General features: G+C 70.3%; 20 protein-coding genes. 14 read left to right on the top strand and 6 right to left on the bottom strand.

The window, feature by feature from the left end; genetic code table 11:
* Positions 1–4 precede the first annotated feature (4 nt).
* The 3 genes from argJ (at position 5) to ACFOWB_RS24865 (ending at position 2,124) form a co-directional block, all read left to right on the top strand.
* Positions 5–1,237 (top strand): bifunctional glutamate N-acetyltransferase/amino-acid acetyltransferase ArgJ, encoded by a 1,233-nt coding sequence (gene argJ, locus ACFOWB_RS24855; protein WP_261405220.1) that lies wholly within the window; start codon positions 5–7, stop codon positions 1,235–1,237.
* 246 nt (positions 1,238–1,483) lie between these two features.
* On the top strand, positions 1,484–1,888 hold the full coding sequence (locus tag ACFOWB_RS24860; protein ID WP_261405219.1) for a (deoxy)nucleoside triphosphate pyrophosphohydrolase: 405 nt from the start codon (positions 1,484–1,486) through the stop codon (positions 1,886–1,888).
* Positions 1,889–1,926: 38 nt separating this feature from the next.
* The gene (locus ACFOWB_RS24865; RefSeq protein ID WP_261405218.1) at positions 1,927–2,124 is read left to right on the top strand and encodes a Flp family type IVb pilin; all 198 of its coding nucleotides are present in this window, start codon (positions 1,927–1,929) and stop codon (positions 2,122–2,124) included.
* 10 nt (positions 2,125–2,134) lie between these two features.
* Here the strand turns inward: ACFOWB_RS24865 and ACFOWB_RS24870 are convergent, their stop codons facing one another.
* From ACFOWB_RS24870 to ACFOWB_RS24880, 3 genes are all read right to left on the bottom strand, one after another.
* Positions 2,135–3,187 carry a DUF1963 domain-containing protein gene (locus ACFOWB_RS24870; RefSeq protein WP_378150007.1) on the bottom strand — a complete coding sequence of 351 codons (1,053 nt, stop codon included), beginning with the start codon at positions 3,185–3,187 and terminating at the stop codon, positions 2,135–2,137.
* Positions 3,188–3,222: 35 nt separating this feature from the next.
* Entirely contained in the window at positions 3,223–4,101 is an 879-nt protein-coding gene (locus ACFOWB_RS24875; protein ID WP_261405216.1) for a methyltransferase domain-containing protein, read from the bottom strand.
* A 143-nt stretch (positions 4,102–4,244) separates the two neighbouring features.
* A complete protein-coding gene (locus ACFOWB_RS24880) occupies positions 4,245–5,501 on the bottom strand; it encodes an SAM-dependent methyltransferase (protein WP_261405215.1) in 1,257 nt (418 codons plus the stop codon).
* A gap of 74 nt (positions 5,502–5,575) precedes the next feature.
* Between ACFOWB_RS24880 and ACFOWB_RS24885 the strand changes: the two genes are divergently transcribed.
* From ACFOWB_RS24885 to ACFOWB_RS24900, 4 genes are all read left to right on the top strand, one after another.
* Positions 5,576–6,361, top strand: coding sequence for a ComF family protein (locus ACFOWB_RS24885; RefSeq protein WP_261405214.1), 786 nt, complete (start codon positions 5,576–5,578; stop codon positions 6,359–6,361).
* Between the two features lie 47 nt (positions 6,362–6,408).
* Complete coding sequence (grxC, locus tag ACFOWB_RS24890; RefSeq protein ID WP_378150039.1) at positions 6,409–6,666, top strand: glutaredoxin 3; 258 nt, start codon at positions 6,409–6,411, stop codon at positions 6,664–6,666.
* 193 nt (positions 6,667–6,859) lie between these two features.
* Complete coding sequence (locus ACFOWB_RS24895; RefSeq protein WP_261405213.1) at positions 6,860–7,732, top strand: carbon-nitrogen hydrolase family protein; 873 nt, start codon at positions 6,860–6,862, stop codon at positions 7,730–7,732.
* Positions 7,729–8,184 (top strand): DUF1178 family protein, encoded by a 456-nt coding sequence (locus ACFOWB_RS24900; protein WP_261405212.1) that lies wholly within the window; start codon positions 7,729–7,731, stop codon positions 8,182–8,184. The genes ACFOWB_RS24895 and ACFOWB_RS24900 overlap by 4 nt, the downstream gene beginning before the upstream one ends.
* Before the next feature lie 188 nt (positions 8,185–8,372).
* On the opposite strand, the gene ubiG is transcribed toward ACFOWB_RS24900, so the two are convergent.
* Positions 8,373–9,128 carry a bifunctional 2-polyprenyl-6-hydroxyphenol methylase/3-demethylubiquinol 3-O-methyltransferase UbiG gene (ubiG, locus tag ACFOWB_RS24905; protein ID WP_261405211.1) on the bottom strand — a complete coding sequence of 252 codons (756 nt, stop codon included), beginning with the start codon at positions 9,126–9,128 and terminating at the stop codon, positions 8,373–8,375.
* A 119-nt stretch (positions 9,129–9,247) separates the two neighbouring features.
* Between ubiG and ACFOWB_RS24910 the strand changes: the two genes are divergently transcribed.
* From ACFOWB_RS24910 to ACFOWB_RS24935, 6 genes are all read left to right on the top strand, one after another.
* Entirely contained in the window at positions 9,248–10,501 is a 1,254-nt protein-coding gene (locus ACFOWB_RS24910; RefSeq protein ID WP_378150012.1) for an aspartate kinase, read from the top strand.
* 100 nt (positions 10,502–10,601) lie between these two features.
* Positions 10,602–12,878 (top strand): phosphoenolpyruvate--protein phosphotransferase, encoded by a 2,277-nt coding sequence (ptsP, locus tag ACFOWB_RS24915; protein WP_378150014.1) that lies wholly within the window; start codon positions 10,602–10,604, stop codon positions 12,876–12,878.
* Positions 12,875–13,963, top strand: a complete 1,089-nt coding sequence (gene prfA / locus ACFOWB_RS24920) for a peptide chain release factor 1 (RefSeq protein ID WP_378150016.1) — start codon at positions 12,875–12,877, stop codon at positions 13,961–13,963. Before ptsP ends, prfA begins: the two co-directional genes overlap by 4 nt.
* Complete coding sequence (prmC, locus tag ACFOWB_RS24925) at positions 13,960–14,808, top strand: peptide chain release factor N(5)-glutamine methyltransferase (protein ID WP_261405209.1); 849 nt, start codon at positions 13,960–13,962, stop codon at positions 14,806–14,808. The genes prfA and prmC overlap by 4 nt, the downstream gene beginning before the upstream one ends.
* A 351-nt stretch (positions 14,809–15,159) precedes the next feature.
* Positions 15,160–16,284, top strand: a complete 1,125-nt coding sequence (locus tag ACFOWB_RS24930) for a DUF4167 domain-containing protein (RefSeq protein ID WP_378150019.1) — start codon at positions 15,160–15,162, stop codon at positions 16,282–16,284.
* A 168-nt stretch (positions 16,285–16,452) separates the two neighbouring features.
* Positions 16,453–17,739 carry an MFS transporter gene (locus ACFOWB_RS24935; protein ID WP_378150021.1) on the top strand — a complete coding sequence of 429 codons (1,287 nt, stop codon included), beginning with the start codon at positions 16,453–16,455 and terminating at the stop codon, positions 17,737–17,739.
* 164 nt (positions 17,740–17,903) lie between these two features.
* Here ACFOWB_RS24935 and ACFOWB_RS24940 read toward each other — a convergent pair whose 3' ends face one another.
* Positions 17,904–18,380 (bottom strand): GFA family protein, encoded by a 477-nt coding sequence (locus tag ACFOWB_RS24940; RefSeq protein ID WP_261405205.1) that lies wholly within the window; start codon positions 18,378–18,380, stop codon positions 17,904–17,906.
* Between the two features lie 162 nt (positions 18,381–18,542).
* Positions 18,543–19,313 (bottom strand): MOSC domain-containing protein, encoded by a 771-nt coding sequence (locus ACFOWB_RS24945; protein WP_378150024.1) that lies wholly within the window; start codon positions 19,311–19,313, stop codon positions 18,543–18,545.
* Positions 19,314–19,561: 248 nt separating this feature from the next.
* On the opposite strand from ACFOWB_RS24945, the gene clpB reads away from it, so the two are divergent.
* Entirely contained in the window at positions 19,562–22,162 is a 2,601-nt protein-coding gene (gene clpB / locus ACFOWB_RS24950) for an ATP-dependent chaperone ClpB (RefSeq protein ID WP_261405203.1), read from the top strand.
* Positions 22,163–22,173: the final 11 nt, after the last annotated feature.

Raw genomic sequence — 22,173 nt, forward strand, 5'->3', positions numbered from 1 at the left:
CCCGATGTCGACCGCCGTCTCGCCGCTCGCCCCGAAATCTCTGCCGACGCTTCCGCCGGTGCGAGGCGTGAGGCTTGCGACCGCCGAGGCCGGCATCCGCTACAAGGGCCGCACCGACGTGCTGCTGGCGGCCTTCGACGAGGGCACGACGGTCGCGGGCGTCTTCACCAAGTCCCGCTGCCCCTCCGCGCCGGTCGAATGGTGCCGCGAGCGCCTCTCCGGCGGTTCGATCCGGGCGCTGGTGGTCAATTCGGGCAACGCCAACGCCTTCACGGGCAAGAACGGCCGCGCCTCGACCAAGCTGACGGCCGAGACCACGGCCAAGGCCGCGGGCTGTTCGGAAGGCGAGATCTTCCTGTCTTCCACCGGCGTCATCGGCGAGCCGCTCGACGCGACGAAGTTTTCCGGCGTCATGGACGGCCTCGTGGCGAACGGTTCGGAGGACGCCTGGGAGGCGGCCGCCCGCGCCATCATGACGACCGACACCTTCCCGAAGCTCGCCACCCGAACGGCCGAGATCGGCGGCGTGACGGTGACGCTGAACGGCATCGCCAAGGGCGCAGGGATGATCGCGCCCGACATGGCGACGATGCTGTCCTATGTGGCGACCGACGCGGCGATCGCCGCGCCCGCGCTGCAGGCGGCGCTCTCGGACGCGGTCGAGCGCTCGTTCAACTGCGTGACGATCGACGGCGACACCTCGACTTCCGACACGCTGATGGCCTTCGCCACGGGCAAGGCGGGCAACGCGACCGTGACGGACGCAGCCGATCCGGCCTTCGCGGCGTTTCGCTCGGCGCTTGAGGATCTTCTCATCGAACTCGCCCAGCTCGTCGCCCGCGACGGCGAGGGGGCGCGCAAGTTCGTCACCGTCGAGGTCGCCGGCGCCGAGAGCGACCTGTCGGCGCGGAGGATCGCGATGTCGATCGCCAATTCGCCGCTGGTGAAGACCGCGGTGGCCGGCGAGGACGCCAATTGGGGCCGGGTGGTCGCGGCCGTCGGCAAGGCCGGCGAGCCGGCCGACCGCGACCTGCTGACGATCAGCTTCGGCGACATCCGCGTGGCCCATCAGGGCGAGCGCGATCCGGCCTACGACGAGGCTGTGACCTCGGCCTACATGAAGAACGAAGAGATCACGATCGCGGTCGACATCGGCCTCGGCTCCGGAAAGGCGCGGGTGTGGACCTGCGATCTCACCGAGGGCTACATCCAGATCAACGCGGACTACCGGTCTTAAAGGTCGCTGGTTCTGGCGAACTGCGTGCTTCGAGACGCCCGGCTCTGGCCGGGCTCCTCAGCATGAGAGGCGTCGCGCGCGCCCGAAAACGCAGACTTCAGCTCAAACGTCCCTCATGCCGAGGAGCCTGCCCTTGCAGGCGTCTCGAAGCACGCAGTCCGTCTCCTCAGCTCCAAACGGCTCCTGAATCATGACGACTTCGCAACGCCTTATTAAGTCTTTGGGCGGCATCGTGGGGGCGCGGTCGTGACCTTCAGGCTCGTCCTCGTCGTCGCCTGCGCCCTCGTCGATCCGGACGGCCGCGTGCTCATCGCGCAACGGCCCGAAGGCAAGGCGCTGGCCGGGCTTTGGGAGTTTCCCGGCGGCAAGGTGGAGCCGGGCGAACGGCCGGAGCAGACCTTGATCCGGGAACTAGCCGAAGAGCTCGGCGTCGCGGTCGAGGAGCCCTGTCTCGCCCCGCTGACCTTCGCAAGCCACGCCTACGACGACTTCCATCTCCTGATGCCGCTGTATGTGTGCCGGCGCTGGGAAGGGACCGTCACCGGCCGCGAGGGCCAGGCGTTTCGCTGGGTGCGGCCCGACAGGCTCCGCGACTTTCCGATGCCGCCGGCCGACGAGCCGCTGATCGCGCATCTCGTCGACCTGCTCTGACGGCCGGCTCCCGCGACGGCGCGCCGGGGGACGTGACGATGAGCGAAGAGAAGAAGCCGAGGACCGGCTTCCGCAAGCTCCGGGCATTCTTGCGCGACGAGCGCGGCGCGACGTCGATCGAATACGCCATGATCGCGGTCGGCATCTCGATCGCGGTGGCGGCCGTCGTGTTCGGCGTCGGCACGTCGTTGAAGGTCGGCTTCTACGACAAGATGAACGCGGCGGTGACGAACTAGCCGTCGAGCCTCAGGTCTGCTGGTAGACCGCGACGACGCGGTCGAAGCGCCGCGCCGCGAGGTCGTCCTTGCGGATCACGAAGAACACCGTGCCTTCCGTGAACCTCGCCTGCATCCAGTCGCCGACGTCGGCCTGGAGCAGGAGCGTCCAGTCGCGCGCGGCGGCTTCGATCTCGGCGCGACGGCTGCGCCATTCCTCGCGCTCGAGATGCTGCTTGCCGAACGTCGTCACGACGACGGCGTCATAGCGGGGGTCGTCCTGCTCGGGCTGCGGCGCGCCGAGCAGCTGCTGGCGCCGCCACTTCTCGTCCGTATAGCCGTCGTGATTCTCCTCGATCGCGGCCTCGTAGGCCTCCAGCGCCTCGTTTTCGCCGCCCGTCACGGAGCGCGCCGCTTCGAAGATCTCCGGCAGGGCCGAAACCTCGATCGAGGCGACGCTCGGCAGCCTGAGCGTCGTCTGCAGCCGCATCGGACGGCCGGGCGCGTCATAGGCGCTGCCGCCTTTGCGCGCGGCCTCGACGTCGTCGTCGAACTCTTGCGCGAGCTTCACCCGCTCGGCCCGGTCGGCGTCGGCCGCTTCCTTGAGGTCGGCCGGCGGCGCGAGCCTCGCCAGCTGGTCGGCCGGGGTCTTGTCCCAGATCACGCGCGCGACCCGCGAGCCGGTGTCCCACGGACCGATCGAGACATCGTAGAAGAACAGCAGCCGCCCCTCGGACGGCAGCGCCGAGGCGACCGGCCCGAGCCTGGCCGCCTCGCCGAGGTCGACCTGCGCGAAAAAGGCGTAAGGCAGGTTCCTGGCGAAATGCTCGAGCATCTCCTTGCCGGCGTCCGGCGAGCCGCGCTTGGCGATCGCCTCCGGGTCTTCCGCCGCCGCGGGGCGCGGCCATTCGGCGCCTGGGCCCATGTCGGGCGCGCCGCCGATGCGCGAACCGCCCAGAACGGCTGCGCCCGGAACCGGCGCGAACACGATCGCGGGGACGAGCGCCGAGACCACGCGCTCGAGCCGCGGCGGGTCGAAATGAGCGGCCAGAGCCTCGCGGGCGTGCGGAACGTCGTCGAACATCTCGTCGGGGCTCCCGGTCGTTGCGGTTCAGGCGTTCAGTCGTCCTTGGGCGGTCGCAGCGCATCGGCGAGGCGCGCCTTGGCGGAGCCGGGCTTCAGCGGCTGCTGCTGGCTGGCGTGCGGCGCCCAGCCCGAGGCCCAGACGATCTCGAAGGTCGCGCGCACCCGGCCGTCCGCGTCGGCGAAGCGTTCTGCGTAGACCTCTAGCGCGCGGGCGAGCGTGGCGCGCTTCAAAGGTCGGCGATTGCGCTCGACGAGCGCGTTGGTCGCGCCCCAGGCGCGAAGGTCCTGCATCAGGCCGATCGGCGAGCCGTAGCGCACCGTGACCTTGTCGACGTCGGTCACGGGGAGCGCGAGTCCGGCCCGCTGGAGCAGCGCGCCGACCGCCCGGACATCCGCGAAGGGCATGACGCGGGGACTGAGGCCTCCGTCGATCTCGGCCTCGGCGGCCGCGAAGGACTGGCGCAGCTCGGTCAGCGTGTCGCCCCCCAGAAGAGCCACGAGGAACAGCCCGTCGGGCCGAAGCAGCCGCCGGACCTGCGCGAACACGCCCGGCAGGTCGTCGGCGAACTGCAGCGCGAGGCCCGAGACGACGAGATCGAAGCTCTCGGCCGCGAGCGGAATCGCCTGCGGGTCGGCGACGAGATCGCCGCCGTCGCCCGCCTCGAACGCGGCGCGGACAACGCGTTCTGCGCCAGGGCGGGCGCGAAGGGCGTCGGCGATCGCCGCTCCGGGGCTTGCGAGATCGAGGGCGCGCGGAAAAGGCCGAAGCGTCGCGGCGAGGCGGTCGGCCATGTCTTCGGCGACGCGGGCGGTCAGGAAGTCGGGCCCGCCTCCGGCCGCCCGCGTGCGCCGGCGGGCCGCGGCGAAGGCCGCGCGGTCGAGGAGACGCGGGACGTCGGGGGAGGTGGTCAAAGCAGCGCCCTAAGAGCGCGAACCACCGCCGTCATCCCGGCCGAAGAGCCGGGATCCAGAACCGACGGCGCGGCCGAACTCTCCAAACGGCGTCGGTTCTGGATCCCGGGACAAGCCCGGGATGGCGGCCTGCGCATCATTCGTCAGCCCGCAAGCGCCTGCGCGCCGCCCGGCCGGGACGCTTGCCCGGCCTCGAGCCGCTTCTCCGCCTCGACCATGTAGTCGCGGGCGAGCGGCAGGGCGTCGACGTCGCGGGTCATCTGGATCTGGAAGACCATGTGCTTGCCGTAGCGGAACGAGAACTCGCTGATGAGGAGGTAGAACTCCCACATCCGGCAGAAACGCTCGCCCAGCATCGCAGCCGCCTTGTCGCGGTTGGCGGCGAAGCGCCCGCCCCAGGCCAGGCACGTCTCGGCGTAGTGCATGCGCCAGATCTCGACGTCGGTGACCCAGAGCTTGGACTGCTCGATCGCGGGCAGCGTCTCCGACAGCGCCGGCGCGTAGCCGCCGGGGAAGATGTATTTGCGGACCCAGGCGCCGGTCGAGCCCGGCCCGCCCTTGCGGCCGATCGAGTGCAGCAGCGCGACGCCGTCGGGCTTGAGGAGCGAACGGACCTTCTGGAAGAACTCCGGAATGTTCTTCAGCCCCACATGCTCGAACATGCCGACCGAGACGATGCGGTCGAACGGCCCCTCCACCTCGCGGTAGTCGCGGAGCTCAAACGTCACCCGGTCCGACAGCCCGCGCTCGGCGGCGCGCTGCGTCGCAAGCGCGTGCTGTTCGGTCGAGAGCGTGACGCCCAGAACCTCGACCCCGCAGTTTTCCGCGAGATAGATCGCCATCGAGCCCCAGCCGGAGCCGATGTCGAGCACGCGCTGCCCGGGCTTCAGGTCGAGCTTCGAAGCGATGTGGCGGAGCTTGGCCGTCTGCGCCTCGTCGAGGCTCATCTCCGGCCGGGCGAAATAGGCGCAGGAGTAGTTCATCCCCTCGTCGAGGAAGAGCCGGTACATCTCGTTCGAGAGGTCGTAATGGGCCTCGACGTTCTTCTTCGAGCGGATCGCGTCGTTCTTCGGCAGCCAGGCGCGGGCGCGCTTGGTCCAGGCGCGCAGGTTCTTCTGCACCGGCGTCGCCCGCAGGTTCTTGCGGTTGAGCGCATAGAGGGTGAGCAGGTCGCGCAGCGTTCCCTGCTCGAGCGTGAGCGTGCCGTCCATATAGGCCTCGCCCGTCTTCATCTCCGGATTGAGGAAGAGCTGATGATGGAGCTTGGCGTCGTGCAGCTTGATCGTGACCTCGGGCCCCGGCTGCTCGCCTTTCAGCACATGCGCCCGGCCGGCCGCGTCCAGGATGGTCAGCGACCCCATCTGGACGAAGCGCCCGAGCATGACGTTGACGATCTCCATTGACGTCTCCCGGCGTTCACGCGGACAGTCTTCGCGCACACCCTTTAGACCAGCCGGAGCGCGGTTTCGATCCCATGGGCGCAATCGAGGAGGCGGAACGAGCGGGCTTCGCGTCGCGCCTCGCCGGGGCGGCGCGGCTCGTCGGCCGCGCGGCCCGTGGCGTTCTCGACCTCGCGCTGCCGCCGCAATGCCTCGCCTGCGAGAAGCCGGTGACCCAGGCCGGCGGCCTCTGCGTCGCCTGCTGGGGCGCGCTGAAGCCAATCGAGCGGCCCTATTGCGAGCGGCTCGGCACGCCGTTTCCCGCCGATTTCGGCCCGGGCCTGCTGTCGCCCGCCGCCATCGCCAAGCCCCCGGCCTTCGACCGCGCGCGGGCGGTCGCGCGCTTCGACGGGACGGCGCGCGAACTTGTCCATCGCCTGAAATACGCCGACGGCGTTCATCTGGCGAAGCCGCTCGGCGCGATGATGGCGCGGGCCGGCCATGAGCTGCTTGGCGAGGGCGCGCTCCTCGTGCCGGTGCCGCTTCATCGCGGCCGGCTGTGGAGCCGGCGCTTCAACCAGTCGGCGCTGCTCGCCCGCTCGGTCGCGCGGATCTCGGGAGCGGAGCTGAAGGTCGACGCGATCGAGCGCGTGAAGGCGACGCGGCCGCAGGTGGGGCTGACCGCGTCCCAGCGCGCCGACAATCTCGCAGGCGCGTTTCGCGTCGCCGACGCGGCGGTCATCGCGGGGCGTCGGATCGTTCTGGTGGACGACGTCGTGACCACCGGCGCGACCGTCGACAGGCTGGCGCGCCTGCTGCGGCGCGCCCGCGCGGCCTCCGTCGACGTGCTGACTTTCGCCGTGGTTGTGAAGGAGGCGTGAGCCTCTATATCCTGACGCCTCCGCGCAATTTCGCCCGAGTTCCCGCCATGCCCGACGTCACGATCTACACGCGTTCGGACTGCCCCTACTGCCACATGGCCAAGGATCTGCTGCGCCGGAAGGGCGTCGCCTTCGAGGAGATCGACGTCGGCCGAGAGCCCGAGCGTCGGCCCGAGATGATCGAGCGCGCCGGCGGCCGGATGACGGTCCCGCAGATCTTCATCGACGGCGCCCATGTCGGCGGCTGCGACGACCTCCACGCGCTCGACCGCGCCGGCGGCCTCGATCCCCTGCTCGCGGCATGAAGGAGTTTCTTGCGATCAAGGCGCGACGTCTCCGCCCCCTCCCCCTTGTGGGGAGGGTAAGGGTGGGGGTGGTCCCGAATGGGGTGATGAAGGTCGGCGTAGAGCGGCGTCGCTCGCCGAGCCTTTTTCTGAACCACCCCCACCCCCTCCCCACAAGGGGGAGGGGAGAGAGCGTCGCCTCCAGAGACCGCTCATGACCGAAAGAAAGTTCGTCGCGGCCTGCGTCCAGATGCGGTCCGGCAAGACCGTGTCGGCCAATGTCGACACGGTGGTCCGGCTCGCCCGCGAGGCCAAGGACGGCGGGGCGGCTTACGTCCAGACGCCCGAGATGACCAACGTGCTGGTGCGTTCGCGCGACGAGCTGTTCGACGTCATCCTGCCCGAGGAGGTCGATCCTGCGCTGGCGGCCTTCCAGGAGCTCGCCCGCGCGCTCGGGATCTGGCTCCATCTCGGCTCGCTTGCGATCCGGCTCGAGGGCGAGCGCGCGGCCAACCGCGCCTTCGTGATCGATCCCGACGGAGACGTCACGGCGCGCTACGACAAGATCCACATGTTCGACGTCGACCTGCCGAACGGCGAGAGCTGGCGCGAATCGCAGACCTATCGGCCGGGCGAGCAGGCGGTGGTCGCGGAGCTCCCCTGGGGCGGGCTTGGCCTGACCATCTGCTACGACGTCCGCTTTCCCACGCTTCACCGCGCGCTCGCCGAGCACGGCGCCGAGGTGATCGCCTCGCCGGCGGCGTTCACGAAGCAGACCGGCGAGGCGCACTGGAACATCCTGCTGCGCGCCCGGGCGATCGAGACCGGCTCCTTCGTGGTGGCGGCGGCGCAGGGCGGAAAGCACGAGGACGGCCGCGAGACCTTCGGCCATTCGCTGATCGTCGATCCGTGGGGGCGCGTGCTCGCCGAGGGCGGCGAGGCGCCCGGCGTGGTGCTGGCCGAGATAGATCTCGACAAATCGCCCGACATTCGGCGAAAGATCCCTTCGCTCGAGAACGGTCGCCGCTTCGGCGTGGCGCCGGCCCAGAGCACCCCCACGGTTCTGCGAGACGTCGCCTCCTCATGATCCGCTATGATTTGCGCTGTGGAGCCGGCCACGGCTTCGACGGCTGGTTCCGCTCGTCCGACGACTTCGACGCGCAAGGCGCTCGCGGCCTGCTGTCCTGTCCGGCCTGCGGCTCGGCCGAAGTCGAGAAGGCGTTGATGGCGCCGGCCGTCCGGCTGACGTCGGCGACGCCGGCCGAAACGCCTGCGCCCGCCGAAGAGACGCGGCCCGTCGCCCTCGTCGACGAACGCGAGACCAAGCTCCGCTCGCTGTTGAAGGAGCTTCGCGCCCACGTCACGGCGAACTCCGAAGACGTCGGCGACCGCTTCGCCGAGGTCGCGCGGCAGATGCACGCGGAGGAGGTCGAGAAGCGCTCCGTCCACGGCCGCGCCAGCGCCGACGACGCGCGGGCGCTCGCCGAGGAGGGCATCGAGATCCACCCGCTTCCGGGCTTTCCCGACGATCTGAACTGAGGGCTGCGCGGCCGGACTTTTGCGGCGCCGTCTCTCGACGTCGTGCGACCGAACCTCGCCGCGTCATCCCGGGCCTGACCCGGGATCCAGAACCGACGCCCTCGGCGAACTCCCGAACCGCCTCGGTTCTTTATCCCGGCTCTTCGGCCGGGATGACGGGCGGCGGGCGTTCCGTCGGCCGCGAGACCTCAGGCGGCCCTCGCGGCCGCGAGCGCGTAGTTGACCGACATGTCGTCGGCCGGCGTCCAGGCGTTCTTGAGCGGATCGAAGCGGATGCCGCGCTGGTCGGAGACCTCGAGGCCCGCGGCCCGCGCGGCGAGCCTCAGCTCCGCGGGCGTCACGAATTTCTCGTAGGAATGCGTGCCGACGGGCAGCCAGCGCAGCACATATTCGGCGCCCACGATCACCAGCGCATGCGCCATCAGCGTCCGGTTGATGGTGGAGAACAGCGCGAGCCCGCCGGGCTTCACCAGCTTGCCGATCACGCCGACGAAGCTGTCGACGTCGACCACGTGCTCGACGACTTCCGACGCCACCACGATGTCGAACGTCGCGCCTTCCGCGACGAGATCCTCGGCTGCGCCCGCGCGATAGGCGATCTCGAGCCCGCTTTCGGCCGCATGGGCCCTCGCGACCTCGATCAGCTCCGGGGCGGGGTCGACGCCCGAAACCGTCGCGCCGAAGCGCGAAAGCGGCTCGGCCAGAACGCCCGCGCCGCAGCCGACGTCGAGCAGGCTCAGCCCCTCGAAGGGGCGCATCGCCGAGGCGTCGCGGTTGAAGCGGGCGGCGATCTGGTCGCGGAAGATCGCGACGCGCGCGGGGTTGAAGCGGTGGAGCGGGCGCATCGGCCCGTCGGGGTCCCACCAGCGGCCGGCCAGCGCGTCGAAGCGCGCCACTTCCCCGGCGTCGAGGCTCGCGGCGCGGGCCTGTGCGCTCTCCGACATTTGGCGTTCTCCTCCGGCGTTGCGTCTTGCGGCCTTGCCCGTCTATCTATAGCCGCGTTTTCGGCCGGCGGCTCCCGCCGGCCTTTTTCGATCACGGCCTGAAAGACAGTTCGCGTCCCATGTCCCGCATCGTCATGAAGTTCGGCGGCACCTCGGTCGCGAATGTCGAACGCATCCGCAACGTCGCCGCCCATGTGAAGCGCGAGGTCGACGCCGGCAACGAGGTCGCCGTCGTGGTCTCGGCCATGTCGGGCGCGACCAACCAGCTGGTCGCCTGGACCAAGGAGGCCTCGGCGATCCACGACGCGCGCGAATACGACGCGATCGTGGCCTCGGGCGAGCAGGTGACCTCCGGGCTGCTCGCCATCGCGCTGCAGGCGATCGGCGTGCCGGCGCGCTCCTTCCAGGGCTGGCAGATCCCGCTCCGGACCGACGCCGCCCACGGCGCGGCCCGCATCGAATCGATCGACGGCTCGGCGCTGATCTCGCGCATGACCGACGGCCAGGTGCCAGTGATCGCCGGCTTCCAGGGCATCGGCCCGGACGAGCGCATCGCAACCCTCGGGCGCGGCGGGTCGGACACGAGCGCTGTCGCGGTCGCGGCCGCGGTGAACGCCGATCGCTGCGACATCTACACCGACGTCGACGGGATCTACACCACCGACCCGCGGATCGTTCCGCAGGCTCGTCGCCTCGACAGGATCGCGTTCGAGGAGATGCTTGAGATGGCGTCGCTCGGCGCCAAGGTCATGCAGGTGCGCTCCGTCGAGATGGCGATGGTGCACAAGGTTCGCGTGTTCGTGCGGTCGAGCTTCGACGCGCCGGACGCCATTCAGTCAGGTCCCGACGGTGAGCCGCTGGGCACGCTTATTTGCGACGAGGACGAGATCGTGGAAAGCCAGGTCGTCACCGGCATCGCCTATTCCAAGGACGAGGCCCAGATCACGCTGCGGCGCGTGGCCGACCGGCCGGGCGTGGCCGCAGGCGTCTTCGGGCCGCTCGCCGAAGCCTCGATCAACGTCGACATGATCGTCCAGACGATCTCCGAGGACGGCAAGACCACCGACATCACCTTCACGCTGCCGACCGCCGACCAGGCGCGGGCGGTGGAGATCCTGAACGCCAAGAAGACCGAGATCGGCTTCGAGGCGCTCAACACGGAGACCGACGCCTGCAAGGTCTCGGTCATCGGCATCGGAATGCGCAGCCACGCGGGCGTGGCGGCCCAGGCGTTCGAGGCGCTCGCCAAGCGCGGCGTTAACATCCGGGCGATCACCACCTCCGAAATCAAGATCTCGGTGCTGATCGACACTGCTTTCGCCGAACTTGCCGTGAGAACGCTGCATTCGGTATACGGGCTCGACAAGGCCTGAGAGGCTTCGGCCAAAGCCTTTGACGTTTGCGCGCGGCCCCTTGGGCGCTAGGCTGTCCGCGCGGTAATCGGCGCGGTGCGTTCCATCCGGAGAGCGGAAGATGCGAGGCGCGTATGGCGGCCCGCGCGTGCTTTTGCGCCGGCTGCGCGAGGTCATGGCGGACCCGGTCACGGCGCAGGAGCGCCTTGACCGCATCGTCGTCCTGATCGCCGCCAACATGGTGGCGGAGGTCTGCTCCGTCTACGTGCTGCGCGTCGACGGCGACCTCGAGCTCTACGCCACGGAAGGCCTCAACCGCGAGGCCGTCCATCGAACCACCATGCACAAGGGCGAGGGCCTGGTCGGCCTCGTGGCCGACGAGGCCGAGCCCGTGAACCTCTCGGACGCCCAGGCGCACCCGGCCTTCTCCTACAAGCCGGAGACGGGCGAGGAGATCTTCCACTCGTTCCTCGGCGTGCCGATCCTGCGCGCGGGCAACACGCTCGGCGTGCTCGTCGTCCAGAACAAGTCGCACCGCACCTATTCCGACGAGGAGATCGAGGCCCTCCAGACCACCGCCATGGTGATCGCCGAGATGGTGGCCTCGGGCGAGCTCGGTTCTCCGGAGACCGGGCTCGAGCCTGTCGGCCGGCGCCCCGCGCATGCGACCGGCGCGGCGCTGTCGGAAGGCATCGGCCTCGGCCATGTCGTGCTGCACGAGCCGCGCGTCGTGGTGAAGACCTTCATCGCCGAGAACACCGAGGCCGAGCTCAAGCGCCTCGACGCCGCGCTCGCGAACCTGCGCGCTTCGATCGACGTGCTGCTCGACGACGGCGAGGTGGCGCGCGCCGGCGAACACCGCGACGTGCTCGAAGCCTTCCGGATGTTCGCCAACGACCGCGGCTGGGGCCGGCGCCTGCACGAGGCGGTGCAGACCGGCATCACCGCGGAGGCGGCCGTCGAGCGCGTCCAGTCCGACACCCGCGCGCGCATGCAGCGCCAGACCGATCCTTATCTGCGCGAACGGCTCCACGATCTCGACGATCTCGCCAACCGCCTGCTGCGCGAGCTGACCTCGCCCGGCAAGGGCATGGCGCCTGTCGCCGCCGAGCTTCCGGAGAACGCCATCGTGGTGGCGCGCTCCATGGGGCCGGCGGCGCTGCTCGACTACGACCGCACCAAGCTGCGCGGTCTCGTGCTCGAGGAAGGCTCGGCCTCGAGCCATGTGGCGATCGTCGCAAGAGCGCTCAACATCGCGGCCGTCGGCCAGATCGAGAACGCCACGGGCCTGGTCGAGCCCGGCGACGCGCTGATCGTCGACGGCGTGTCGGGCGAGATCCATGTGCGGCCGACCGGCGACGTCGAGCGCGCCTATGTGGACAAGGTCCGCTTCCGCGCCCGCAAGCAGGAGCAGTACCGCGCGCTCAGAAACGCGCCGTCCGCGACCCGCGACGGCGCGCAGGTGAAGCTGCTGCTGAACGCGGGCCTCCTGGTCGACCTGCCGCACATTAAGGAGACCGGGGCTGCGGGCATAGGGCTGTTCCGCACCGAGCTTCAGTTCATGGTCGCGTCCTCGATGCCGAAGACCGCGGCCCAGCAGGCGCTCTATCGCGCGGTGCTCGACGCCGCCGACGAGAAGCCGGTGACGTTCCGCACGCTCGACGTCGGGGGCGACAAGATCCTGCCCTACATGCAGGCCGAGCCCGAGGAGAACCCGGCGCTCGGCTGGCGCGCCATCCGGCTCGGCCTCGACCGGCCGGCGCTGATGCGCACCCAGCTCCGCGCGCTGCTGAACGCCGGCGGCGGGCGGGACCTGCGCGTGATGTTCCCGATGGTCGCCTGCGTCTCGGAGTTCGAGGCGGCGAGCGACATCGTGCAGCGCGAGATCGCGCGGCTGATCAAGCACGACCATCCCCAGCCTTCCTCGATCGCGCTCGGCGCGATGGTGGAGGTGCCCTCGCTCCTGTTCCAGCTCGACGAGCTCCTGAAGCGCGCCGACTTCATCTCCGTGGGCTCCAACGACCTGATGCAGTTCCTGTTCGCCTCCGACCGCGGCAACGCGCGCGTCTCCGGGCGTTTCGATCCGATGAGCCCGGCGTTCCTGCGCGTGCTGTCGCACATTGCCGACCGCGCGAAGGCGGCCGGCAAGCCGGTGACGCTCTGCGGCGAGATCGGCGCGCGGCCGCTCGAGGCCATGGCGCTGATCGGCGTCGGCTACCGCTCGCTCTCCATGTCGCCGGCCTCGATCGGCCCGGTGAAGGCCGCGCTCGTCGAGGCCGACGCCGCCGAGCTCGAAGCCTTCGTGAAGCCGCTCGTCGCGAACGCCGACGGCGCTGCGAGCCTGCGCGGCGCAATCGAGGAGTTCGCCGTAAAGCGCGGGCTGCAGGTCGCGCCGTGAGCTCTGCGATCTCGAACGACCGGCTCGACGCCGTGGTCGAACGCTTCGCCAATGTCGACCATGAGCTCGGGACGACGAGCGACGGTCCCGCGCTCGCCAGGCTCGGCCGCGAGCGCGCCGAGCTCGCGCCGGTCGTCGAGGCGATCGAGCGCCTGCGCGCCACCGAAGCAGAGATCCGCGACCTCGACTCCATGCTGGCCGACCGCTCGATCGACGCGGAGATGCGCGCGCTTGCGGAAGACGAGCGCGCCGACGCCGCGGCCAGGCTCGAGGCGGAGGTCGAGCAGCTCCAGATCGAACTGCTGCCGAAGGACGAGGCCGACGCGCGCGGCGTGATCCTGGAGGTGCGCGCCGGAACGGGCGGCGACGAGGCGGCGCTGTTCGCCGGCGATCTGTTCCGCATGTACCAGCGCTACGCCGACGGCGAGGGCTGGAAGGTCGACGTGCTGTCGATCAGCGAAGGCGCGGTCGGCGGCTATAAGGAGATCGTGGCCGAGATCGCAGGGCAGGGCGCGTTCGGCCGGCTGAAGTTCGAGTCCGGCGTCCACCGCGTCCAGCGCGTGCCCGCGACCGAAGGATCGGGCCGCATCCACACCTCGGCCGCGACGGTGGCGGTGTTGCCGGAGGCGGAGGAAGTGGACGTCGCGCTCGACGACAGCGAGCTGCGCTTCGACGTGTTCCGCGCGCAAGGCGCCGGCGGCCAGCACGTTAACAAGACGGAGTCGGCGGTGCGGGTGACGCATCTGCCGACCGGCATCGCGGTCGCGGTGCAGGACGAGCGTTCCCAGCACCGCAATCGCGCCCGCGCGATCGCGCTCTTGCGCGCGAAACTTTACGACATCGAGCGCGAGCGCGCCGACACCGCGCGCGCCGACGCAAGGCGCGTGCAGGTCGGCTCCGGCGACCGGTCGGAGCGCATCCGCACCTACAACTTCCCGCAGGGCCGCGTCACCGACCACCGCATCAACCTGACGCTCTACAAGCTCGACCAGGTGATCGAGGGCGAGGCGCTGGGCGAGCTCATCGACGCGCTCGCCGCCGAACAGCGCGCGCGGCTGCTCGCCGCCGAAGACGCCGTCGCATGACCCGGGCCGAGGAGGTGCGCGCGGCCGCCGCGCTGTTTCGCGAGGCCGGCTGCGACACGCCTGAATTCGACGCCCGGGCGCTCGCCGCCGAGGCGTTCGCACTTTCGCCCGCCGAGCTGATCGCCGGCGGGCCCGACGAGGCCGGCCCTGAAGAGCGCGTGCGCCTCGACGAGATGATCGCGCGGCGGGTCGCGGGCGAGCCGGTGGCGCGGATCATCGGCCATCGCGAATTCTGGGGCCTGAGATTTCGCCTCGCGCCCGAGACGCTGGTCCCGCGACCCGACAGCGAGACCATCGTGGAGACCGCGCTCGCCGAAGCCGGCGCCCGCGACCGCGCGCTGTCCGTGCTGGACCTTGGCGCCGGGACCGGCTGCCTGCTCCTCGCCATCCTTTCGGAGCGCCCGCACGCGGTCGGCGTCGGGATCGATCTTTCGCCTGCCGCCGCAGCCGCCGCGCAGGCGAACGCGGCGGCGCTCGGCCTTCAGGCCCGCGCGCTCTTCGTCGCCGGATCCTGGGGCGAGGCGATCGGGCGGCGCTTCGACGTCGTGGTGTCGAACCCGCCCTACATCGCGCGGCCCGACATCGCCCATCTCGACGTCGAGGTGCGCGCGCACGACCCTCACCTCGCGCTCGACGGCGGGCTCGACGGACTGCGCGCCTACCGGGCGCTTGCGCTGGGGCTCGAGGCTCTCCTGAAGGCTGACGGCGTCGCGGTTCTGGAGCTCGGCGCGGGCCAGGCGGAGGAGGTCTCCGAGCTGATGCGGGCCGCAGGTCTCGCCGTTCCGAGGGTCGTTCCCGATCTCGCCGGAACGCCCCGCGCCCTCGTGGTCAGGAGGCGACGGTAAAAAGGCCTTGGATTCCGTGAGCCTCGTGGCTATGTTCGGTGTCGGAATCATCCAGCGCCCGGCTAGTCTTGCGATCTGCACGAGAGCGCGGATGAATAATTTCAGCGCGATGTCGCCTCCGGCCCGGCCGGCGCGACGCGCTCTGGAAGATCGACGCAAAGCTTCGATCACGCCGCATCGCCGCGGGGGCCGAAAGGCCGCGCGGCGGCAGCCGCGACGGCGACGGCTCGCTCTGACGCGAACCGTCTCCACGCCGGCCGGCGCGACGAGCCCGTCGGTCGGACGCGGGGTCCGGGGCGTTAGAGCCGCGCGGATCTGTTCTCGAATAGGCGAGTGTCGAATTTGAACTCGATGAGGCAACAGTCGAAGCGCATCCGCGGCCGTAGCCGCGGCGGCGGCAACAGCGGCGGCGGCGGTGGCGGCAAGGGTCCCAATCCTCTGACCCGCAGCTATGAGTCGAACGGCCCGGACGTGAAGATCCGCGGAACGGCCGGGACCATCGCCGACAAGTACGTGCAGCTTTCGCGCGACGCCCTTTCGGCCGGCGACCCCGTCGCCGCCGAGAACTACATGCAGCACGCCGAGCACTATTACCGGATGCTCGCCGCCGCGCAGGCCCAGTACCAGCCGCACCAGACCTTCGTGCGCGCCGACGCGGACGACTTCGCGGACGCCGACGATGACGACGACGGCGAGGCCGGCGAAGCGAACGCCGCGCAGGCGAACGGCCAGCAGGGCGGCCATCCGCAACAGCAGCACGGCCAGCCTCACCAGCAGAACCGGCAGCACAACAACAACAATGGCGGCCGGCCGAACGGCTACAACGGCCAGCAGCCGCGCGACGGCGAGCGCCGTTTCGACCGCAACGACCGCCGCCCCTACGACCAGAACCGCCAGGACAACAATCGCCAGGACGGGGGTCGCCAAGACGCCGGGCGTCCGGACGGAAGCCGTCAGGACAACAACCGTCAGGATTACAACCGCGACGGCGGGCGTCCCGAGAACCGCGCCCAGCAGGGCGGCCGCGACGACCGGCCCTACCGCTCCGAGCGCGGCGACCAGCCCTATGAGCAGCGCGGCGAGCGCAGTCAGCCGCAGCCCGAGCGCGCGAACGGCGACGAGCAGCCGGATGTCGGCGGCCTGCCGGCCTTCATCACCGGCGGCGCGCCAGCGCCCGTCCCGGCCGAGGCTCCGGCGGTCGCTGCAGCGCCCGCGCCCGAGCGCGCTCCGCGCCAGCCCCGCGAACGGCGGTCGGCCGCCGCGGCCGCGCCTGTTCCCGCGCCCGTCGACGCCGTCGAGCAGCCGGCCGTCGAGGCCGCGGCTGCGGCCGAGAGTTCGGTTCCTGAAGGAGACGAGGACGCTCCGGCTGCGGCCGGACGCACCCGTCGTCGCCGCTACGGCCGCTATGGCCGCGGCCCGGCCGCCGAGGACGGGGGCGAGGCCCAGCCGGCTCCGACCGAGGTCTCCTCGGACTAAGCGAAGCGAAATCAACGTCTGAGAGCCCGGAGCGGATCGCCGCTCCGGGCTTTTTTTGTCGCATCGCCTGGCCGACTTTCGCCGCGCTTGCCGGGCTCCGGGGCCGCGCCAGTTCCGTTGCGCGCAACAGAGCGATCTTCGATCGCCGGCGCCCAGGACGGCATATCCATGAACACGATCGCGGCGTTGACGACGCTCAACTTCCTGATGGCCGACGTGCGCGACGGCCTCGGGCCCTATCTCGCGATCTTCCTTCAGGGGCGAGGCTGGTCGCCGCTCGACATCGGCGTGGTGCTCACCATCGGCGGCCTCGCCGGGATGATCGCCACGACCCCGATGGGCGCCTTCGTCGACGCGACGAAGCAGAAGCGCCTCGTCACCATCGCGGCCGGCCTGCTCGTCTCGATGGCCTGCCTCGCCATCTTCCTTCACCCGACCTTTGCGGTGGTCTCGGTCGCGCAGGTGCTGACCGGGGTGGTGGGCGCGGTGATCCCGCCCGCGATCGCCGCCATGACGCTCGGCATCGTCGGGCCGAACGAGTTCTCGCATCAGATCGGCCGCAACGAGGCGGCCAACCACGGCGGCAACGTCGTTGCGGCGGTCGCCTGCGCGGGCTTTTCCTATCTCATCGGCATCCAGGCCGTGTTCTTCGTGATGATCGCGATGGCGGTCGGCTCGATCGCCGCGACGCTCGCCATCAAGGAAAGCGCGATCGACCACGACGTCGCGCGCGGCCTCGACAAGGCGGCGAAGGACGAAGGCGAGGGCAAGTCGGGCTTCGCGGTGCTGCTCAAGACGCCGGCGCTGCTGGTCTTCGGCTTCATCCTCATGCTGTTCCACTTCGGCAACGCCGCGATGCTGCCGCTGGTCGGCCAGCGCATCGAGGCGCTGGGTCTCGGCAACGCGGTGTTTTGGACCTCGGTGGCGGTGATCGTCGCGCAGGCCGTGATGGTGCCGATGGCGCTGCTCGCGGCCCGGATCGCCGAGCGGTTCGGCTACGCGCCGCTGCTGCTCACCGCGCTCGTCGCGCTCCCGATCCGCGGCGTCGTTGCGGCGGCGACGCCGGAGGCATGGATCGCGATTCCCGTGCAGGTTCTCGACGGGATCGGCGCCGGCATCCTCGGGGTCGCGACGCCCGCGCTCGTCGCCCGCATCCTGCGCGGCACCGGGCGCTTCAACGTCGGGCTCGGCGCGGTGATGACGCTGCAGGCGGTCGGGGCCTCGTTCAGCCCGACGGCCGCGGGCCTCATGGTGGAGAACGGCAAGGCGTGGCTGTCGGGACTCGGCGTCGAGGTCGGCTTCACCGGCTACGGCGTCGCGTTCCTCGGGCTGGGCGCCGCGGCGCTCGTCGCGCTCGGCCTCTTCTTCGCCGCCATGCGGACGCTGCCGCTCGAACGCGAGGGCGGGCATATGTCGCGCCGGGATCGCTCCGGCGCGGCGGCCGCCCCGGCGTGAAGCGCGAGCCTTGTCCCGGACTTGATCCGGGACCCAGAACCGTCGCGATTTTCAGGATCGAGCGGCGCGGTCGCGAAGAAAATGCCGGACCTGGTCGTCGCTTTTGAAGCGGCTCGGTTCTGGGTCCCGGATCAAGTCCGGGACAAGGAAGAGGCGCGAAGCGATCAGTCGGCTTGCGCGGCTTCGATCCGGGCGCGCTGCTCGTCGGTGAGGACGTCCGCCGGATCATAGGCGGTCTCGAACCAGGGAAGGCCGTCGGGGATGGCGACCCACGCCGCCTTGTGGGCGGTGAAGATGTGGATGTCGGGCGAAAACAGGTCCGGCTCGTCCATGACGCCGACTCGGAAGATCCTCAGCCGCTCGCCGAAGCTCGGCCGGTGCGACCAGAGCGCGCTGCCGCAGGCCTCGCAGCGGAACACCGGCCGGGCGTCCGGCGTCGATCCCGCCGGCGCGCGCGTCTCGACCGCCTCCCCACGGATGACTTCGAGCCGGTCGGCCTCGATCAGCGCGTTCGTCGCGAAGGCCGAGCCGCCGAGCCGCTGGCAGATCGTGCAATGGCAGCAATGGACGACGATCGGAGCGCCATGGACGCGGATGCGCACCGCCCCGCAGGCGCAGCCGCCGTCATGGGTCTGTTTCATCAAGCGAGCCTCTCTTGTCCCGGACTTGATCTGGGACCCAGAACCGATGCGGGTTCGTGATTCAAGCGAAGCGATGCGAAACCTCGTTTTGCGACGCCGCTCCGCCTGAAAAGCAGGTCGGTTCTGGGTCCTGGGTCAAGCCCGGGACACAGGGCTGGGCGCTTACGCCAGCCGGATCGCGTCGCCGACCGCGATTCGGCCCGCGGTGAGCGGCTCGGCGTAGACGCCGCAATCGGCGTGACCGAGATTCTGCTGCAGGAGCTTCGGGATCCGCATGTCGCGCTCGGCGGTCGTCGGGTCGACCTCGGTCGCGGCGCAGCGCACCGTGCGCTGGACGACCCGGAACCGCGCCTCGCCGATCAGAACCTCGCGGTCGAGCCAGTCGAGCTCCTCCCAGGCGCCGAATCCCTCGAAGTCCAGATTGCCGCGGAACCGAAGCGGATCCACGGGCGCGCCTGAAAAATCCTCGATCGCCGAGACGCTCGCGAGGTTGATGAGCGAGAGCACCCCCTTGGAAGTGTCCGAGAAGGTGTGGCGGCCGGGCGCGGGCAGCACCTTGAGCGGCCCGCGGAGCTCGTCGCCCATGAAGACCGTGAACCAGTCCGCGGCCTCGCTCCGGCCGGCTTCGCTCGACAGGTCGACGGAGAGCGCCAACGCGCCGTCGCGCTCGACCTCGAGCCTGTGGGCGGTGTCGTCGAACCGTGTCTTCAGGCCGGCGAGCCGGGCGTTCCGCATCAGACACAGGAACCGGGTCTTCGGCAGCTTGGCGGGCGCGGCCGGATCGAAGCCCGAGGGTCCGTTCTCGATCGCGTAGGCCCGGTCGCCCGCGAACTGCCGGCCGGCTTCGACCTCGACGGCGTCGAGCGGCTCGGGCGACAGCCCCTTCACCGGATAGCGCCTCAGCGCCGCGACGCGTCCGACGGTCTCAGCCATGGTCGTCTCCATCCGGCCGGCTCGCCCCGGCCGTTCCGCCGCGGCCTGTGACGAGGCCGCGGTTTTTGTCTTCAGGCCGGCGCCATGCCCCTTTTGTTGCGAATTGGCAACACCCATATTCGCCGCAGCGGGTCGCCCGATGCGGGACCCGCCGCGTCGTCCGAGGGGCGGCGGGGGAGACTTGAGGCGCCGGCCGCGGAGGCCGATCATCTGGCAGCGGACACCGGCGCGCTCGGAAGGAGACGTGCATGAACCCCGAAATCTACACCGAACGCGTCCGCGGCTTCCTGCAGTCCGCGCAGACCGCGGCCACCGGCGCCGGGCACCAGCAGCTGCTGCCCGAACACATCCTCAAAGTTCTGCTCGACGATCCCGAAGGCCTCGCCTCGGGCCTCATCGAGCGCGCGGGCGGCCGCCCCGCAGACGCACGCGCGGCCGTCGAGGCGGCGCTGCGCAAGGCGCCGGTCGTGAAGGGCGGCGGCGCCGGCAATCTCTATCTCGCGCCCGCGACCGCGCGCGTGTTCACGTCCGCGGAGGCGCTGGCCAAGAAGGCGGGCGACCAGTTCGTCACCGCCGAACGGCTGCTGACCGCGCTCAGCCTCGAGAAGGACACCGATTCGGCGAAGGCTTTGGCCGCTGCGGGAGTCACCCCGCAGGCGCTCAACGCCGCGATCGAGGATCTGCGCAAGGGCCGCACCGCCGATTCGGCGACGGCCGAGAACGCCTATGAGGCGCTCAAGCGCTACGCCCGCGATCTCACCGAGGTGGCGCGAGAGGGCAAGCTCGATCCCGTCATCGGCCGCGACGAGGAAATCCGCCGCACCATCCAGGTGCTGTCGCGGCGCACCAAGAACAATCCAGTGCTCATCGGCGAACCCGGCGTCGGCAAGACCGCGATCGTCGAGGGGCTGGCGCTGCGGATCATCAATGGCGACGTGCCCGAATCGCTGAAGGAGAAGCGGCTGCTCGCGCTCGATCTCGGTTCGCTGATCGCGGGCGCGAAGTATCGCGGCGAGTTCGAGGAGCGGCTGAAAGCGGTGCTGTCGGAGGTCACCTCGGCGGCAGGCCAGATCATCCTGTTCATCGACGAGATGCATACGCTGGTCGGCGCCGGAAAGGCCGACGGCGCGATGGACGCCTCGAACCTCTTGAAGCCGGCTCTCGCGCGCGGCGAGCTGCACTGCGTCGGCGCGACCACGCTCGACGAGTATCGCAAGCACGTCGAGAAGGACGCGGCGCTCGCGCGGCGGTTCCAGCCGGTGTTCGTCTCCGAGCCGACCGTCGAGGACACGATCTCGATCCTGCGCGGCATCAAGGAGAAGTATGAGCTGCACCACGGCGTCCGGATCGCGGATTCCGCGCTCGTCGCCGCCGCGACGCTGTCGAACCGCTACATCACCGACCGTTTCCTGCCCGACAAGGCGATCGACCTGATGGACGAGGCCTCGTCGCGCCTGCGCATGCAGGTCGACTCGAAGCCCGAGGCGCTGGACGAGCTCGACCGGCGCATCATCCAGCTCAAGATCGAGCGCGAGGCGCTGAAGAAGGAGGACGACCAGGCCTCCAAGGACCGCTTGGGCAAGCTGGAGGAGGAACTCGCCGGCCTCGAGGAGGAGGCCGACGCGCTCACCGCGCGCTGGCGGAACGAGAAGGACAAGCTCGGCCGCGCCCAGGCGCTCAAGGAGAATCTGGAGAAGGCCCGCATCGAGCTCGAACAGGCGCAGCGCAGCGGCAATCTCGCCCGTGCGGGCGAGCTCGCCTATGGGCTGATCCCGCAGATCGAGCGCGACCTCACGGAAGCCGAAAAGCCCTCCGAGGGCGATTCGGCCATGGTCGAGGAAGTCGTGACGCCCGACCGCATCGCGCAGGTCGTCTCGCGCTGGACCGGCGTGCCGGTCGACAAGATGCTGGAGGGCGAGCGCGCCAAGCTGCTGCGCATGGAGGACGAGCTCGCCAGGCGCGTCGTCGGGCAGGGCGAGGCCGTGCAGGCGGTCTCGACCGCGGTGCGGCGCGCGCGCGCCGGCCTTCAGGATCCGAACCGGCCCATCGGCTCGTTCATGTTCCTCGGGCCGACGGGCGTCGGCAAGACCGAGCTCACCAAGGCGCTCGCCGCGTTCCTGTTCGACGACGACCAGGCGATGGTTCGGCTCGACATGTCCGAATACATGGAAAAGCACGCGGTGAGCCGGCTCATCGGCGCGCCTCCCGGCTATGTCGGCTACGAGGAGGGCGGGGCGCTGACGGAAGCCGTGCGGCGCAGGCCCTATCAGGTCGTGCTGTTCGACGAGGTCGAGAAGGCGCACCCGGACGTCTTCAACGTGCTCCTTCAGGTGCTCGACGATGGTCGGCTGACGGATGGGCAGGGACGTACGGTCGACTTCCGCAACACGTTGCTGATCATGACCTCGAATCTCGGCTCCGAGTTCCTCGTGGCCCAGCCCGAGGGCGAGGATTCGGACGTCGTGCGCGAGCAGGTGATGGGCGTGGTGCGCTCGCACTTCCGCCCGGAGTTCCTGAACCGGGTGGACGACATCGTGTTGTTCCACCGGCTGAAGCGCGACCAGATGGGGGCGATCGTCGACATCCAGCTCGAGCGGCTGAAGAAGCTGCTCGACGATCGCAAGATCACGCTGGATCTGAAGCCGGCCGCGCGCGAATGGCTCGCCGCCAAGGGCTACGACCCGGCCTACGGGGCGCGGCCGCTGAAGCGGGCGATCCAGAAGTACCTGCAGGATCCGCTCGCCGAGCTGATCCTGGCGGGCGACGTCAAGGACGGCGACCGCGTGCCGGTCGACGCCGCGGGATCCGGCCTCCAGGTCGGCAAGCGCGTGGTGGCGGCCGCAGCGTAAGCGGCCGCTCG

Source organism: Chenggangzhangella methanolivorans (genome assembly GCF_042648545.1).
Lineage (GTDB): Bacteria > Pseudomonadota > Alphaproteobacteria > Rhizobiales > Methylopilaceae > Methylopila > Methylopila methanolivorans.